Below are 14,955 nucleotides of genomic sequence, written 5' to 3'. Positions count from 1 at the left end.
GCTCCTGTCAGGCTTGGACAGTAACAGGCAGGTCAGCCTGGCCACCGACTTGCGCACCAGTTTGCGGACTGTTTTGCGCAAGCCGCCGATGCTGCGCGCCGACATGCACCGCCGGCAGCCGCGCACGGCCTCCGCCGAACAGCTTCTCTCGCAGCGTGGGCGCCTGATCGTAGTCTTCCTTATAGACGCCGCGATTCTGCAACTCGGGTACCACCAGATTCACGAAGTCTTCGAACGATTCGGGCATGACGGTGCGCGTCAGATTGAAACCGTCCACGCCGGCCTCGTCGATCCACGACACCAGTTCATCGGCGATCTGCTGCGGCGAGCCGACCACTGGCTTCGCGCGACCACCGAGCGTCATCTGTTCCAGCACTTTGCGCTTGGTCCATACACCGCTCACGCTCTTCTTCGAAATTGCTTCGACGGCCGACTGCATCGACTCGGTCTTCACATACGAAATCGGTTCATCCAGCTCGTATTGCGAGAAGTCGATACCGGTGGAACTGGAGAAATGCGCGATGCCGCCTTCCGCACTCGCGTAGCGGCGATACTCCTCGAATTTTTCCCGCGCCGCGCGCTCCGTTTCGCCGACCACCACGGTAATACCCGCGAAGATCTTGATATCGTCCGGCGCGCGTCCAAAGCTCACCGCCCGCGCGCGAATGTCGTCGACAATGGAGCGCGTCAACAGCTTGTTCTGTCCACCCACAAACACGCATTCCGCGTGACGTGCCGCGAAATCGACACCGCGGCTCGACGAACCCGCCTGATACAACACCGGCGTGCGTTGTGGCGAAGGCTCGCTGAGATGAATCGCGTCGATCGAATAGTACGGACCGTCATGCTTCACGCGGTGCACCTTGTCCGGGTGCGAAAAGATGCGCGCCGCGCGGTCGCGCACCACGGCGTCGTCCTCCCAGCTTTGCTCCCACAGCTTGTAGACCACGTCCATGTAATCGTCGGCGCGGTCGTAGCGGTCGTCGTGACTGATCTGCTGGGCGAGTCCCATGCCGCGCGCCGCGCTGTCCAGATAGCCGGTCACGATGTTCCAGCCCACCCGCCCCCTGGTCAAATGATCGAGCGTCGACATGCGGCGCGCGAACAGATACGGCGGCTCATAAGTCAGATTCGACGTGACGCCGAAGCCGATGTGCTTCGTGACGTGCGCCATGGCCGGCACGATCAGCGACGGGTCGTTGATTGGAATCTGCACCGACTCGCGCAACGGCGTTTGCGGTCCGCCTTGATAAACGTCGTATACGCCGACGATATCCGCGAGAAAGATCCCGTCGAACTTGCCGCGCTCGAGCGTCTGCGCGAGGCTCGTCCAGTAGTCGAGATCGGTGTAGTTCGCTGACCGGTCGCGCGGATGCGTCCATAAACCATGATTGATATGGCCGACCGCGTTCATATTGAATGCGTTCAGCAGGATCTTTTTCTTCGCCATCGTGCGACTCCCTTTTCCATGGCTCCCGGTTACACGCGGCAGTTACCACGCCACGGCGTAAAGGTTGCCGAAGGCTTTGTCGAGCGCGGCGCGCACGGCGGGCGAATGCTGATAGATCGCGATGAACTTGCGAATCCGCGGATCGTTGACGCTTTCCGGACGCACGACCCATTGGATCGCGTAGTTCTTGTTTTCCAGCCCGTCGAACAGCAATGCGCTATTCGGATCGGCCGTGCCCGCGAGCTTGATGAAACTCGGGTAGCCCTGGGCGAGATCGACGTCGTCGAGCGAGCGCGCCAGTTGCGAGGCTTCCAGCTGGACGATCTTCAGATGCTTCGGGTTGTCGATAATGTCGAGCGTGGTCGCGCGATAGTCGATGCCCGGCGTCAGCTTGATCAGTCCGGCGCGTTGCAGCAGCAACAGACCACGGCCGCCGTTGACCGGATCGTTCGCAATGGCCACCGTCGCGCCGTTCTTCAATTCGTCGAAGCGTTTGATTTTCTTCGAGTACAAACCGATCTTCATGATCGTGCCCGGCGCGATCGCGACGAAGTTGTAGCCGCCCTGCTTCTTCGCGTTCTCGAGAAACGGAATGTGCTGGAAGTAATTGACGTCGATGTCTTTATTGGCGAGCGCGGCGTTCGGCGTATTCCAGTCGGTGAACTCGATGATCTTTACGTCGAGACCTTGTTCTTTTGCCTCGCGCGCGGCGACTTTGAGCGCCTCGATTTGCGGGCTGGTGGCGGTGCCGATTTTCAATGTGGGCGAATCGGCTGCCTGGGCGTGCGTGGCCGACAAAGCGAGTGTGAGACTGAACGTGATCGCGCCGATCAGCGCGAGCGTTGGCGCGTTGAGAAAACGCCGTACGTTAGGCAAGGAAATACGCATGATGAGCTCGTAGGGTTAGGCGTAGTGCGTTTCGAGGCGAGCGGATTCGACGGCCGTGACCGAGCTGAGTTCGGGTGAGCCGTACGGCATCGGGCATGGGAAACCACAACGCGCGGCATAGCCGGCGCATCGCGGCAGCAACGGGACGCGCGAATCGATCAGCGCGGACAGCGGAAGGTCGGACAGGTCATCGCCTCTCTCCAGATGAGGTGCGAATCATCATAGAGGGAGGAAAAGCAGCGGTCTACGAAGGGATTTTTGGAAGGAAAGCGGGAAAAATGATTTGGAGGTGGGGGTGCCCAATTGCTAGGAGCGAGGCTATAGCAGCGGCAGAACGTCGGCGCTGGATAACCATGCGCTAGTTTGAACCAGACCCGCACGGACCAACCGATCCAGCAATTCGCTTACCGACCATGGCGGCCGGCGCTTACGTGCACGCAAGTCCTTGAATGCAGCGAGCGCACGCTTTTCGTTCAGATCGATCAGATCCAGAACGAAGACATCTGGATGCTTGACTTCAATGCGCAGGCTGGACTCAAGATGGTTCGCCGCGAAATTCCACTCGTCGTGAATGCGCGCCGACCATCGGGGCGCGTAGAACTCGTGATCCGCGAAGGTCAGCAAGACATCTCGCACCACCATGGGAAATAACGCGCACGCATCCAGCACGACAGTGAAGCGACCGAACGACAGCATCAAAGATCGTATCCGTCGATCGATTCGCTATCGGCCACCACGTCATCCAATGCGCCTTTTCTCGAAGCACGCATGGATTCCTTGTAGCGCACCACATCGTCCATGCGCATGCGGCGATGCCGACCTACCTTGCGAAAGGGCAAATCGCCCGCTTCCAAACGAGCGATCAAAAACGGCCGCGACACGCCAAGTAAGTCCGCCGCCTGCTTGGTGGTCAGCTCAGTGTCAGCGGGATAGAGAAGAAACACCTGCTGGCTCGCCATCATGGCCAATACCCGCGACAACACGCGCAATGTGGCGGGCGGCACTTCGATACGGGCTATGTCGCCGTCCGTGCCCTCTTCCACCAACGCGACACTGTTGGCGCGCGAATGGTCGAGCGCCGCGCCCATCAGGCGGCTCGCGGCGGATAACACGGTGGCGTCGTCGTCCGACAGCACGATACGGTCGGGTGTAGCGGTAGTCATGATTGGCTCCAAATTACGTTTAAGTATACGTCAACAATCCACGCAAACGCAATAAACGAAACAAACGAAATATTCGAAACGTATTTTCATTAGCCGTCTGTCTGCTCGAACAACAAAAAAGCCGGGCCACGCTCCCGCGCGACCCGGCTTCCGCCACTGTTAACCCGGCTGGAGAACTACTGCTTCGCCACCTGCTGTACAGCCACAGCAGCGCCTTGGGACGCGGCCGAAACCGCGGCGGCCCCCGAAGCCGGCGCCACCGCCCCAACCGCGGCATCCGGCGCCTTCACATCACCCCACCCGCCGCCCAGCGCGCGAATCAGGTTCACCGTCGCGACCGCTTGCGTGCCCTGCAAATGGCTCGCCTGCAATTGCGAAGTCAGCACCTGCCGCTCGCCGTCGATCACATCCAGATAGCTGACCGCGCCTTCCGTGTACTGCGTGCGCGACAAATGAGCCGCCCGTTGCGACGCTTCGACGGCATTGTTCTGCTCGCGCATCTGGTCGTCGAGCAAACGCAGATCGGCCAGGTTGTCCTCTACCTCGCGGAACGCCACCAGCACCTGCTGACGATACTGCGCGACGTCTTCGTCGTACTTCGAACGTGCTTGGGCGAGATTCGCCTTACGCCGTCCACCGTCGAACAACGGCAACGTCAACGCGCCACCGGCGAGCGGCCCGAGCACGAACGCGCGGCTCGACCACATGAACAGGTCGCCCAGCGTAGCCGACTCGAATCCGAACGCACCGGTGATGTCGAGCTTCGGGAAGAACGCCGATTTCGCGAGACCCACACGCGCATTCGCCGCCTGCATCGCGCGTTCCGCGGCCGAAATATCCGGCCGGCGTTCAAGCAGCGCCGACGGCAGACCCGCCGGCACTCGCACCGTGACCGGACTGAGCGGCGCTTCCGCGAACGAGAAATCCGCCGGCGGTTTGCCGAGCAGAATCGCAAGGCTGTGCTCGGACGCGGCACGCTGACGCGCTACACCGACCGCGTCGGCACGCGCGCTAGCGAGTTCGTTGCGGGAGCGCGAAACATCCAGCTCACCGATATCGCCTTCCTTGAAACGCCGCTCGACCAGCTTCAGCGTATCTTCACGCAGCGCCACGGTACGGCGGTACAGATCCTGATCCGAATCGAGCTCGCGCAGCTGGAAGTAGTTCTGCGCCACATCCGCTTGCAACGACAACTGCACCGAGCGGAACAGTGCTTCACTTTGCTGCTCGTCCGCACGCGACGCGTTCACGTTCGAGCCGACCCGGCCGAACAGATCCGTCTCGTACGACGCGGTAGTTTGCGCGCGCCAGATCGTGCCGGTCGTACCACCCGCGCTATCCGGCAAAAACTGCGAGGCCGCCGACGCCCGCTCGCGCGTCGGGCCGAAGCCCGCGTCGAGTTTCGGGAACCAGTCCGACTTAGCCGCCTGCGTCACCGCACGCGACTGTTGCACACGCGCCGCCGCGGCCTTCAGATCCTGATTCGCGGCAGCCGCCTGCTCTTCCAGCGCATTCAACTGTGGATCACCGAACACCGTCCACCATTCGCCGCGATGCGCGTCGTCGGCGGGTTGCGCCGTTTTCCACGTACCGGTTTCCTGCGGCGATGCCGCCGCGCCCGACGTCGACGACGTCACCGGCGCTTCCTTGAAGGCCGTCGGCGTATCGACATCCGGCCGCTTGTACGTGGGTTCCACCGAGCAGGCGGCGAGCAACGCGACCAGCAAAGCGCTGGTTGCCGCGCGGCCCCACCCGCTCAAAGATTCATAGCGTTTCATTATTGTTTTCTCCTCAGGCTTCCGTCGCCGGCGCGCCGTAGTGCGGCGAATCCTTCTGCGCGACGTGAATCGTCCCGCCCGCCAGCGTACGCAGCACCACATAAAACACCGGGGTCAGCATCAGACCGAACAGCGTCACGCCGAGCATGCCGAAGAACACGGCGATACCCATTGCGTGGCGCATCTCCGAACCGGCTCCGCTCGACAACACCAGCGGCACCACACCCATGATGAAAGCGATCGACGTCATCAGAATCGGCCGCAGACGCAAGCGGCTCGCCTCGATCGCAGCCGACAGCGGGGTGTGCCCGTCATGTTCGAGTTCGCGAGCGAACTCGACGATCAGAATCGCGTTCTTCGCCGACAAGCCCACCAGCACCATCAAACCGATCTGCGTGAAGATGTTGTTGTCGCCACCGGTGAGCCACACGCCGGTCAGCGCGGACAGCACGCTCATCGGCACGATCAGGATCACCGCGAGCGGCAGCGTCAGGCTTTCATACAAGGCGGCCAACACGAGGAACACGAGCAGCACGCTGATCGGGAACACCCACAGGCCCGCATTGCCGGCAAGAATCTGCTGGTACGTCAGGTCGGTCCATTCGAGCTTCACACCGTGCGGCAACGTTTCCGCCGCCACGCGTTCGGCCGCGGCTTGCGCCTGCCCCGACGAGAAGCCCGGCGCCGGCCCACCGTTGATGTCGGCCGCCGTATAGCCGTTGTAACGCACCACCATTTCCGGCCCATAGGTCGGCGTGACCGTGACCAGCGACGACAACGGCACCATGTCGCCCGCCGCATTGCGCGTCTTCAGCTGCAAAATGTCGTCGGCACGTTGACGGAACGGCGCGTCGGCCTGCACCCGCACCTGGTACACGCGGCCGAACTTGTTGAAGTCGTTCACATACAACGAGCCCAGATAAATCTGCATCGTGTTGAACACGTCCGTAACCGGCACGCCGAGTTGCTTGGCCTTCACGCGATCCAGGTCGACGTTCAATTGCGGCACGTTGATCTGATAGCTCGAGAAGGTCGGGCCCAGTTCCGGCGTTTGCGCCGCTTTCTTCACGAATGCTTCCGCGGCCTTGTTCAATTCCGCGTAACCGACCGCGCCGTGATCCTCCAACTGCATCTTGAAGCCGCCGAGCGTGCCGAGACCGAGCACCGGCGGCGGCGGGAACACCGCGACGAACGAATCCTTGATCGCCCCGTATTTCTGATTCAGCGCACCGGCAATCGCACCGGCCGAGAGCGTCTTGTTGCCACGCTCCTTGAACGGCTTGAGCGTCACGAACACGATGCCCGCGCTCGAACTATTCGTGAAGCCGTTCACCGACAAACCCGGAAACGCCACCGCGCTTTCCACGCCCGGCTGCTTGAGTGCGATCGCGCTCATGTCGCGAATCACCTTTTCCGTGCGGTCCAGCGAGGCGCCGTTCGGCAACTGCGCGAAGGCAATCAGGTATTCCTTATCTTGCGCCGGCACGAAGCCGCCCGGCACCACGTGCGAGATCAGCACGGTGCCGCCCAGCAGAATCGCGTACACCGCGAGCATGGCGCCCTTACGACGCAGCACGCCGGTCACGCCCTTGCCATACGCCGTCGAGCCGCGATGAAAGACCTTGTTGAAGCGCTTGAAGAAGCCGCCCAGCAGGCGATTCATCACACGCGTCAGGAAGTCTTCCTTCGCGCCGTGACTGCGCAACAGCATCGCAGCCAGCGCCGGCGACAGGGTCAGCGAGTTGAACGCCGAGATCACCGTCGAGATCGCAATGGTCATTGCGAACTGCTTGTAGAACTGACCCGTCAGGCCCGTCATGAACGCGAGCGGCACGAACACGGCGACCAGCGTCAACGCGATGGCGATAATCGGCCCGCTCACCTCCTGCATGGCCTTGTAGGTCGCATCACGCGCACTCAGCCCGTTTTCGATATTCCGCTCGACGTTCTCCACCACCACGATCGCATCGTCCACCACGATCCCGATCGCCAGCACCATGCCGAACAATGACAACGCATTGATCGAGAAGCCGAAGGCAAGCAGCAGCGAGAAAGTCCCGATAATCGACACCGGCACCGCGATCAACGGAATGATCGACGCACGCCACGTTTGCAGGAACACGATGACCACGATCACCACCAACGCGATCGCTTCGAGCAGCGTATGGATCACCGCTTCGATACTCGAACGCACGAACTGCGTCGGGTCGTAGACGATCTTGTATTCGACGCCTGCCGGCATGTCTTCCGACAGTTCCTTCATCGCGGCGCGAACCTGATCGGAAATCGCCAGCGAATTCGCACCCGGCGCCTGGTTGATCGCGAGCGCCACCGCCGGCTTGTTGTCGAGCAGCGAACGCAGGCCGTATTCCGACGCCGCGAGTTCCACACGCGCAATGTCACGCAGGTAGGTCACGCCGCCGTCCGGCGTCGTCTTGACGATGATGTCGCCGAATTCGCCCTCCGACTTCAGACGGCCACGCGCATTCACCGACAACTGCAGTTGCGTGCCCGGCACCGAAGGCGATGCGCCGATCACACCGGCCGCCACCTGAATGTTCTGCTCACGAATCGCGTTGACCACTTCGGTCGCCGTCAACCCGCGTTGCGCGACTTTCTGCGGATCGAGCCACACGCGCATGGCGTAGTCGCCCGAACCCCACAGTTGCACTTCGCCGACGCCCTGAATCCGCGCCAGACGATCCTTGACGTTCAGCAGCGCGTAGTTGCGCAGATACGTCATGTCGTAGCGGTTATTCGGCGAGATCAGGTGGACCACCATGGTCAGCGTGGGCGAACTCTTGATCGTGGTGATACCGAGCCGTTGCACGTCTTCCGGCAGACGCGGCAGCGCCTGATTGACGCGGTTCTGCACCAGTTGCGTCGCGAGGTCCGGGTTGGTGCCGAGCTTGAAGGTCACCGTCAGCGTGAGGTTGCCGTCGCTATTGGCTTGCGACTGCATGTACAGCATGTTCTCGACGCCGTTGATCTGCTCTTCGAGCGGCGAAGCGACGGCTTCGGCGATCACTTTCGGGTTCGCGCCCGGATACTGCGCGTGCACCACCACGGACGGCGGCACGACTTCCGGGTACTCCGAGATCGGCAGCTTGAAGAGCGAAATAATGCCCGCCAGCAGGATCAATACCGACAACACGCCGGCAAAGATCGGCCGATCGATGAAGAATTTGGATATGTTCATGGGAAGCTCTTAACGTTGGAGCATGCGCCGCTCAGGTCAAACCGCGGCGCACTCGGCTCACGAATTCTTGTCCGCTTTGGTGCGTGCCTGCGTCGGCGTCTGGGCCAGCGGCGCGCTGTTCGGATCCTGATCGGCGTTCATCGGCACCATGTGGGCACGCACCGCGTCGCCTGGGCGCACACGCTGAATACCATTCACGACGATGCGGTCGGTTGCCTGCAAACCGCCCTTGACCACCCGCAGGTTGCCTTGCATGGAGCCCACCGAGATCTCGCGATACACCACGTGATTGCTCTGGTCGACCACCAGCACGAATTTTTTGTCCTGATCCGTGCCGACCGCTGCGTCGTCGATCAGCAGAGCCGCATGCGGCTCGCTGCCGCCGACTTTCACGCGTGCATACAGACCCGGGATCAATGCACCATCCTGGTTATCGAAGCGCGCCCGCACCCGGATCGTGCCGGACGACGTGTCGAGGCGGTTGTCGACCGATTCGATCGTGCCGCTGCGCGAGTAGCCGGTTTCATCCGCGAGGCCGAGTTCCACCGGCACCTTGCTGCCGTCTTTCGCACGGCTCAGGTATTGCAGGTAGGTTTGCTCGTCCGCGTCGAACGAGGCGTAGATCGGCGAAACCGACACCAGCGTGGTCAGCGGCGCGGCGCTTGCCCCCGCCGCCACCACGTTGCCCACCGTGATTTCCGCGCGCGACACGCGGCCCGCCACCGGCGCAACGATCTTCGTGTAGCCGAGATTGATGCGGGCGGTTTCGAGCGCGGCTTGCGCAGCCTTCAGGTTGGCGCTCGCTTCGCGCGCGGCGTTCTGACGGTCGTCGTAGTCGCGCTTGGCGATCGCGTTGTCGACGATCAGCCGTTGCGCGCGCTCCCAATCGCTTTGCGTGTAACCCGTGCGCGCCTGCGCGGCCGCGAGTTGCGCTTCGGCGCGATCCACTTCCGCCGCGTACGGACGCGGGTCGATCACGAACAGCGTGTCGCCCTTCTTCACGAGCGCACCGTCCTTGAAGTTGACGGACACGATCGTGCCCGGCACCTGCGAACGCACGTCCACTTTTTCGACGGCTTCCAGACGGCCCGAATAGCTCTGCCAGTCGGTAATCGTCTTTTGCACCACGGTGGCGACGTCGACTTCCGGCACGATGGTCGGCGCGGCCGGCGAGCTTGCGTCGACGCGGATCGCGCCGAACGTTCCCAGCCCGGCCACGACAACGACGGCAAGCGCTGCAATCGCCACGCGGCGACGGGAAAGAGGAAGAATAGTCATGAAAAGCTCCCGGTATCGTTGATGGATTTCTGCTTATTTCTGTTCATCGATGAGCGCGTGCGTCGAAGCGCCACTGAAAAAATTGCACCGCTTCCTGCAATGCGGGCGGGTGATCGGCCAATGCGGCATGCGACACGCTCGGATAGCGGACCACCTGCGTCAGCACACCCGCGTCGATCAGACTGCTGGCGTATTTCTCCGCTTCCACGTGCAGCACGTCGTTTTGCGCCGTCGCGATCAGCGTGGCCGGCAGGCCCGCGAGACGGCACGATTCGAGCGGCGCGGCATACGGATGCATGCGTTGCGACGCTTGCGGCAAGTACGCGCGATAACATGCCGCACACTCTTTGGCGGTGATATCCGAGCCGAGCCGCTTTTCGTCGCCGAGCCGCGTGAGGCTCGGATCGAGCATCGGCCCGAACAGCGCCTGCGCGGCAATCTGCACGTCACCCCGGTCACGCGCGATGAAAGCGAGGCAATTGGCCAATTGCCCGCCCGCATCGTGGCCGGCTACGCCAACCTTCCTGCTATTACCGCCGAACGCGCGCGCTCGCGTTTGCACCCACAGCGCCGCGCGATGCGCGTCTTCCGGTGCCGCTGGAAACGGGAACTGCGGCGCCAGCGAATAACCCACCGACACCACTAGCGCCGGTAAGTGTTCTGCGAAATACCGCGCGGCGTAGTCGGCCTGCTCGATCGAGCCCTTCGTAAAGCCGCCGCCGTGGAAATAAAGCAATACAGGCAGTGCGGTCTTCTTGCCTTGCCGGTACAAACGCAACGTAATGTCCTGAGCGTGCCCTTCGATCTGCACGTCGGTGACTTCGAGTGCCGTGCTATCTACCTCTGCCAGGCTGCTGCCGGAGGGCATGAAGGAGTACGGCGGTTTAAATGCATCCATGTCGAGCCGCGCAATGCGCATAGAACTTCAATGGTGCGAATTGTGGGTTCGGCAGACTCGTAAATAAATGCCTATAATCCGGCAACACAATTCGGCGCCCCTGAACAATCAGCTGCGATTGTCTGCGGATTCGTTTTCCCGCCCGGTGCGCCTGCCCCTTCCGGAGGTTTGCAATGGACCGGCTTCAGGCCATGCAAGTGTTCACGCGTGTCGTCGACACAAACAGCTTTACCCGCGCAGCGGAAACGCTCGACCTGCCGCGCGCATCCGTTACCACCATCATTCAGAATCTCGAAGCGTTCCTCGGTACGCGCCTGATGCACCGGACCACGCGGCGTCTGTCGCTCACGCCGGACGGCGCGGCGTACTACGAACGTTGCGTGCGCATCCTTGCGGATGTCGAAGAGACCGAGGCCAGTTTTCAGAGCGGCAATAAAAAGCCGCACGGCAAGCTGCGCATCGACATGCCGGGGTCGATCGGCCGCCTGCTGGTGATTCCTTCGCTGTGTGAATTCCACACACGCTATCCGGACATCGATCTGCAACTGGGCTTGTCGGACCGGCCGGTCGACCTGTTGCAGGAAGGCGTGGATTGCGTGGTGCGAGTGGGCGCGCTACAGGATTCCTCGCTGGTGGCGCGACGTATCGGCCTGTTCGAGGGGGTGACCTGCGCGGCGCCGGATTACATCGAGCGGGCGGGCATGCCGTCTTCACTCGAAGATCTGGACAATCACAAAGCAGTCAATTACTTCTCAAGCCGCACGGGACGCACGCTCGATTGGGCCTTCATGGTGGATGGCAAAGAAGTTGAAGTGAAGATGAAGAGCATCGTGTCGGTGAATGACGCGGACGCCTACGTGACTTGCGGACTTGAAGGCTTCGGTTTGATTCAGCCGGCGCTCTTCATGGTGCTGCCGCATCTGCGGTCGGGTCAGTTGGTAGAAGTGTTGCCGGAACTGAAGCCTTTGCCGATGCCAATTTCCGCGGTCTATCCGCACAGTCGCCATCTGTCGCCTAAAGTCCGCGTTTTCGTAGACTGGATTGCAGAGCTATTCGATCGTTGCCCGTTGTTGAGCGGACGCGGTAGTCTCGACGCCACCTGCACGAAGCGTACTTTCGAAGAACGCGAGTCGGCACCGACACTCGACACACCCGTCATCACCGAATGGGTTGCGTGAGCAACTAGTCTTGAACGGCAATTGAAGTACAGTTTCTGGAACAGTGAATTCCAACCGCGGCGCTAATGCCGCGGTTGCCTCGATCAACCGCCTTTCGCGCGGCCCTCACAACGATTGTTCCGGAATCGCGACAATTCATTTCGCGAAAGTGCGATTTATCCGCACTGTCTCGAAGTCTACATTTCACCCTGTCGCGGCGCTGCTTGCGCTGCAAACAAATCGACAGAGGTGAATCATGAAACGCAATCTCCTGGCAGGTCTCGCTCTTTCGCTGCTCGCAAGCGCACCGGTGTTCGCGCAAGGTAACGGCGGCGGCGGTATCGGTCGCGCCGGTACTTATGAAACACAACCCGCCGCAACGGTGGCCGCAACCGGCAAGACGCGTGCGGAAGTACAAGCTGAACTGGTCGCCGCGTATCGCGACGGTTCGCTGCCTTCGCTGAATCGCACCACGTACCCCAACAAAGGTTTGATCGGTCAAACGCAGGCGGCGCGTATTGCCTTGCAGGAAGGCCAGAACGGCGACGTCACGCGGGTAGCCGAAAAGCAGTAATGCGATGAAGCGAAGCGGCCGCAATGATTCGGTTTCCAAAAGAAACGCTCGGCGTGGCGCCAACCATGCACTCTTCAAAAAGGAGCACATCATGACACCCTCTGAACTCGACCATTGGGATACTGACGCACCCGTTTGGACGCCCTATCGCGCGCGGCAACGGTAAGTGTGTTGTTGGTAGCGGATGAGCGTGGCGGCGGAGTCGATCCTCCGCCGCCACGCTTATTAGCTAACTGGATCTAGCGCTTTGGTACGCCGTCGCGCCACTCGCTCCAATGCGTGGCAATATCCTGCACCAGCGGATTGCCAGAGCGGAACAGGTTCTCGATCGCAATGGTGAAGCCGCCTTGCGACGCGTAGTTGAGCAGGTTGTCGGCGCTCGTCTGTCCGTCATAAGGCCGGTCGAAATCGGAGCCGGCGCGCAACACGGCAACGCGGTTCAAATCGACCTTGCGTACGGAAGCGGCACGTTTGAGCGCCTCGTACGTTGCGTTGTCTTCCTGCTGCGTCGTGCAGTAAACGCCCTTGCCGTCCGTCAGAATCCGGGTCCAGTCACGAGCGCGCTGGCCAATCAACGTGCCGGACCACCACGTATCTCCGGCAAGCGTGTCGCACTGAACCACCGAAGGCGGCCGATTAGCCGGCGCGTACGAATACTTGGCCCGCGCGGCCTGAGCCTGCGCATCGTCCGACAAGGCGACGTTACGCGACAGCGCGAACGCCGTATCGGCAAGCTGCATATTCAGTTGGAACACCTCGGTCTTATAGTCGAGCGGCGGCTTCGCCGTTGGACTCGTGGTATTGATGCCGAGGTAGCCGGTATTCCAGTTCGACGGAATTTCACGCCCGTCGATCTCCCACTGAATCCCGAAGTCCACCAGATATTTCGCCCACGCGGCCGAACCCACCGTGCCTTGCTGCGGATCGATCCCGGCGATACCGGCCACCATGAAGTACGTGTGCCGCAAATCGAAACGCGGCGAGAACGTGAGCGCCATGATCGATGCAGCCGCGTTGGTATGTCCCATGCCCGTGGTCATCACGCACACGTCCTGCTTGTTGCAGTGAACAGTCGGGTAGTCGGGCGACAACCCGTCTACCGTAATATCGCGCCACGGCCCAAGCCGGTCGAGCCACACCTGGCCTTCCGGTCCGAACATCGAAATGATCATGACCTTGACGGGACGACCGTGTGAGCCGCCGCTGGCTTGCGAGAAATCGCCGTTGTCGTCAGCGCTGGCCGGGCCAGGTGTAAACGCCGCGCAGGCCGCGAGCGTGATAGCGCAGAAAGCGCCGAGTGTGCGAGTCAGCATCGAGTTCTTCCTTTTTGCTTGTGATGCAGGTTGGGAAAGAGTGCCGCTTTCAAGCCGGAAGAAGTATAGGTGTGAGGAAATCATTTGCCACTACGCAGCGCATCATTTCCCGAGCGCTCAGGGAGCGCGCCGCGCAAAACGCATGCGAATCGGCTCAATACGCACTTTTCGCCGAGTTCTTATAATCGATGGTTCGCAGCATGCCCCGAATGAATTCCCGTTCAAAGGTGCACCGCCTTTGTGCACCTCACTTCGCACCTGGAGCATCACGATGGACTATGTGAAACTCGGCCGCACCGGCCTCGATGTATCGCGTCTTTGTCTTGGCTGCATGAGTTACGGCGTGCCCGCTCGCGGCACCCACCCCTGGTCGCTCGACGATGAAGCGGCGCGGCCCTTCATCAAACAGGCGCTGGACTACGGCATCAACTTCTTCGACACGGCCAATGTCTATTCGGACGGCACCAGCGAAGAAATCGTCGGCCGCGCGCTGAAGGACTTTGCCAAACGCGACGAGATCGTGCTGGCCACCAAAGTCAACAGCCGCATGCATGCCGGTCCGAACGGCGCCGGTTTGTCGCGCAAGGCGATCATGTCGGAGATCGATCACAGCCTGCGGCGCCTGGGCACCGACTACGTCGATCTGTACCAGATCCATCGCTGGGACTACGAGACGCCGATCGAGGAAACCATGGAAGCGCTGCACGACGTCGTGAAGGCCGGCAAGGCTCGCTATATCGGCGCGTCGTCGATGTACGCGTGGCAGTTCGCCAAAGCGTTGCACGTCGCGGAAAGCCATGGCTGGACGCGTTTCGTGACGATGCAGAACTACGTGAATCTGCTGTATCGCGAGGAAGAGCGGGAAATGCTGCCGCTGTGCGAAAACGAGGGCATCGGCGTGATTCCGTGGAGTCCGCTGGCGCGCGGGCGTCTGACGCGCGACTGGAATACCGAAAGCGCACGCTCCGAAACCGACGAATTCGGCCAAACGCTGTATGCGCAAACCGAAGACGCGGATCGCAAGATCGTGGAACGGGTCAGCAAGATTGCCAATGAGCGCGGTGTGCCGCGCGCGCAGGTCGCGTTAGCGTGGGTACTGCAGAAGAAGCCGATCACCGCGCCGATTGTCGGCGCGACCAAGCTGCATCATCTGGACGATGCGGTCGCCGCGTTGTCGTTGAAACTGAGCGACGACGAAATCCATCAGCTCGAAGAACTGTATGTACCGCACGCGGTGACCGGTTTCAAATAAGCCGG

12 protein-coding genes are annotated in these 14,955 nt (G+C 61.4%); 3 read left to right on the top strand and 9 right to left on the bottom strand.

Annotation, left to right across the window (positions count from 1 at the left end; translation table 11 throughout):
* Positions 1–7: 7 nt before the first annotated feature.
* The 8 genes from B0G83_RS03290 to B0G83_RS03255 form a co-directional block, all read right to left on the bottom strand.
* A complete protein-coding gene (locus tag B0G83_RS03290; RefSeq protein WP_105505968.1) occupies positions 8–1,450 on the bottom strand; it encodes an LLM class flavin-dependent oxidoreductase in 1,443 nt (480 codons plus the stop codon).
* Between the two features lie 42 nt (positions 1,451–1,492).
* The gene (locus B0G83_RS03285) at positions 1,493–2,338 is read right to left on the bottom strand and encodes a MetQ/NlpA family ABC transporter substrate-binding protein (RefSeq protein ID WP_105505967.1); all 846 of its coding nucleotides are present in this window, start codon (positions 2,336–2,338) and stop codon (positions 1,493–1,495) included.
* A gap of 318 nt (positions 2,339–2,656) precedes the next feature.
* A complete protein-coding gene (locus B0G83_RS03280) occupies positions 2,657–3,034 on the bottom strand; it encodes a hypothetical protein (protein ID WP_258167748.1) in 378 nt (125 codons plus the stop codon).
* The gene (locus B0G83_RS03275; protein WP_105505965.1) at positions 3,034–3,501 is read right to left on the bottom strand and encodes a helix-turn-helix domain-containing protein; all 468 of its coding nucleotides are present in this window, start codon (positions 3,499–3,501) and stop codon (positions 3,034–3,036) included. The genes B0G83_RS03280 and B0G83_RS03275 overlap by 1 nt, the downstream gene beginning before the upstream one ends.
* 176 nt (positions 3,502–3,677) lie before the next feature.
* On the bottom strand, positions 3,678–5,279 hold the full coding sequence (locus tag B0G83_RS03270) for an efflux transporter outer membrane subunit (protein WP_105505964.1): 1,602 nt from the start codon (positions 5,277–5,279) through the stop codon (positions 3,678–3,680).
* Positions 5,280–5,292: 13 nt separating this feature from the next.
* Positions 5,293–8,478 carry an efflux RND transporter permease subunit gene (locus tag B0G83_RS03265; protein WP_105505963.1) on the bottom strand — a complete coding sequence of 1,062 codons (3,186 nt, stop codon included), beginning with the start codon at positions 8,476–8,478 and terminating at the stop codon, positions 5,293–5,295.
* Between the two features lie 57 nt (positions 8,479–8,535).
* On the bottom strand, positions 8,536–9,756 hold the full coding sequence (locus B0G83_RS03260; RefSeq protein ID WP_105505962.1) for an efflux RND transporter periplasmic adaptor subunit: 1,221 nt from the start codon (positions 9,754–9,756) through the stop codon (positions 8,536–8,538).
* A 43-nt stretch (positions 9,757–9,799) separates the two neighbouring features.
* Positions 9,800–10,654: an alpha/beta hydrolase gene (locus B0G83_RS03255; protein WP_105506568.1), complete on the bottom strand. Its 855-nt coding sequence runs from the start codon at positions 10,652–10,654 to the stop codon at positions 9,800–9,802.
* A 173-nt stretch (positions 10,655–10,827) separates the two neighbouring features.
* On the opposite strand from B0G83_RS03255, the gene B0G83_RS03250 reads away from it, so the two are divergent.
* Together B0G83_RS03250 and B0G83_RS03245 are read left to right on the top strand one after the other, a co-directional pair.
* Positions 10,828–11,832, top strand: a complete 1,005-nt coding sequence (locus B0G83_RS03250) for a LysR family transcriptional regulator (protein WP_105505961.1) — start codon at positions 10,828–10,830, stop codon at positions 11,830–11,832.
* Positions 11,833–12,067: 235 nt separating this feature from the next.
* Positions 12,068–12,385: a DUF4148 domain-containing protein gene (locus B0G83_RS03245; protein WP_105505960.1), complete on the top strand. Its 318-nt coding sequence runs from the start codon at positions 12,068–12,070 to the stop codon at positions 12,383–12,385.
* A 239-nt stretch (positions 12,386–12,624) separates the two neighbouring features.
* On the opposite strand, the gene B0G83_RS03240 is transcribed toward B0G83_RS03245, so the two are convergent.
* Positions 12,625–13,698, bottom strand: a complete 1,074-nt coding sequence (locus B0G83_RS03240; RefSeq protein ID WP_105505959.1) for a purine nucleoside permease — start codon at positions 13,696–13,698, stop codon at positions 12,625–12,627.
* 271 nt (positions 13,699–13,969) lie between these two features.
* Here B0G83_RS03240 and B0G83_RS03235 point away from each other — a divergent pair, with 271 nt between their 5' ends.
* Positions 13,970–14,950: an aldo/keto reductase gene (locus B0G83_RS03235; protein ID WP_105505958.1), complete on the top strand. Its 981-nt coding sequence runs from the start codon at positions 13,970–13,972 to the stop codon at positions 14,948–14,950.
* Positions 14,951–14,955: the final 5 nt, after the last annotated feature.

Origin of the sequence: Paraburkholderia sp. BL21I4N1, assembly GCF_002973525.1 — a bacterium.
Classification (GTDB): domain Bacteria; phylum Pseudomonadota; class Gammaproteobacteria; order Burkholderiales; family Burkholderiaceae; genus Paraburkholderia.
This window is presented reverse-complemented; position numbering and strand designations above follow the sequence as displayed.

What these genes read in the sequence shown, in the direction of transcription:
- B0G83_RS03245 (WP_105505960.1), top strand. Translation starts at nt 12,068, where the DNA reads ATGAAACGCAATCTCCTGGCAGGTCTCGCTCTTTCGCTGCTCGCAAGC.
- B0G83_RS03250 (WP_105505961.1), top strand. Translation starts at nt 10,828, where the DNA reads ATGGACCGGCTTCAGGCCATGCAAGTGTTCACGCGTGTCGTCGACACA.
- B0G83_RS03280 (WP_258167748.1), bottom strand. Translation starts at nt 3,034, where the DNA reads ATGCTGTCGTTCGGTCGCTTCACTGTCGTGCTGGATGCGTGCGCGTTA.
- B0G83_RS03240 (WP_105505959.1), bottom strand. Translation starts at nt 13,698, where the DNA reads ATGCTGACTCGCACACTCGGCGCTTTCTGCGCTATCACGCTCGCGGCC.
- B0G83_RS03270 (WP_105505964.1), bottom strand. Translation starts at nt 5,279, where the DNA reads ATGAAACGCTATGAATCTTTGAGCGGGTGGGGCCGCGCGGCAACCAGC.
- B0G83_RS03290 (WP_105505968.1), bottom strand. Translation starts at nt 1,450, where the DNA reads ATGGCGAAGAAAAAGATCCTGCTGAACGCATTCAATATGAACGCGGTC.
- B0G83_RS03260 (WP_105505962.1), bottom strand. Translation starts at nt 9,756, where the DNA reads ATGACTATTCTTCCTCTTTCCCGTCGCCGCGTGGCGATTGCAGCGCTT.
- B0G83_RS03255 (WP_105506568.1), bottom strand. Translation starts at nt 10,654, where the DNA reads ATGGATGCATTTAAACCGCCGTACTCCTTCATGCCCTCCGGCAGCAGC.
- B0G83_RS03265 (WP_105505963.1), bottom strand. Translation starts at nt 8,478, where the DNA reads ATGAACATATCCAAATTCTTCATCGATCGGCCGATCTTTGCCGGCGTG.
- B0G83_RS03275 (WP_105505965.1), bottom strand. Translation starts at nt 3,501, where the DNA reads ATGACTACCGCTACACCCGACCGTATCGTGCTGTCGGACGACGACGCC.
- B0G83_RS03235 (WP_105505958.1), top strand. Translation starts at nt 13,970, where the DNA reads ATGGACTATGTGAAACTCGGCCGCACCGGCCTCGATGTATCGCGTCTT.
- B0G83_RS03285 (WP_105505967.1), bottom strand. Translation starts at nt 2,338, where the DNA reads ATGCGTATTTCCTTGCCTAACGTACGGCGTTTTCTCAACGCGCCAACG.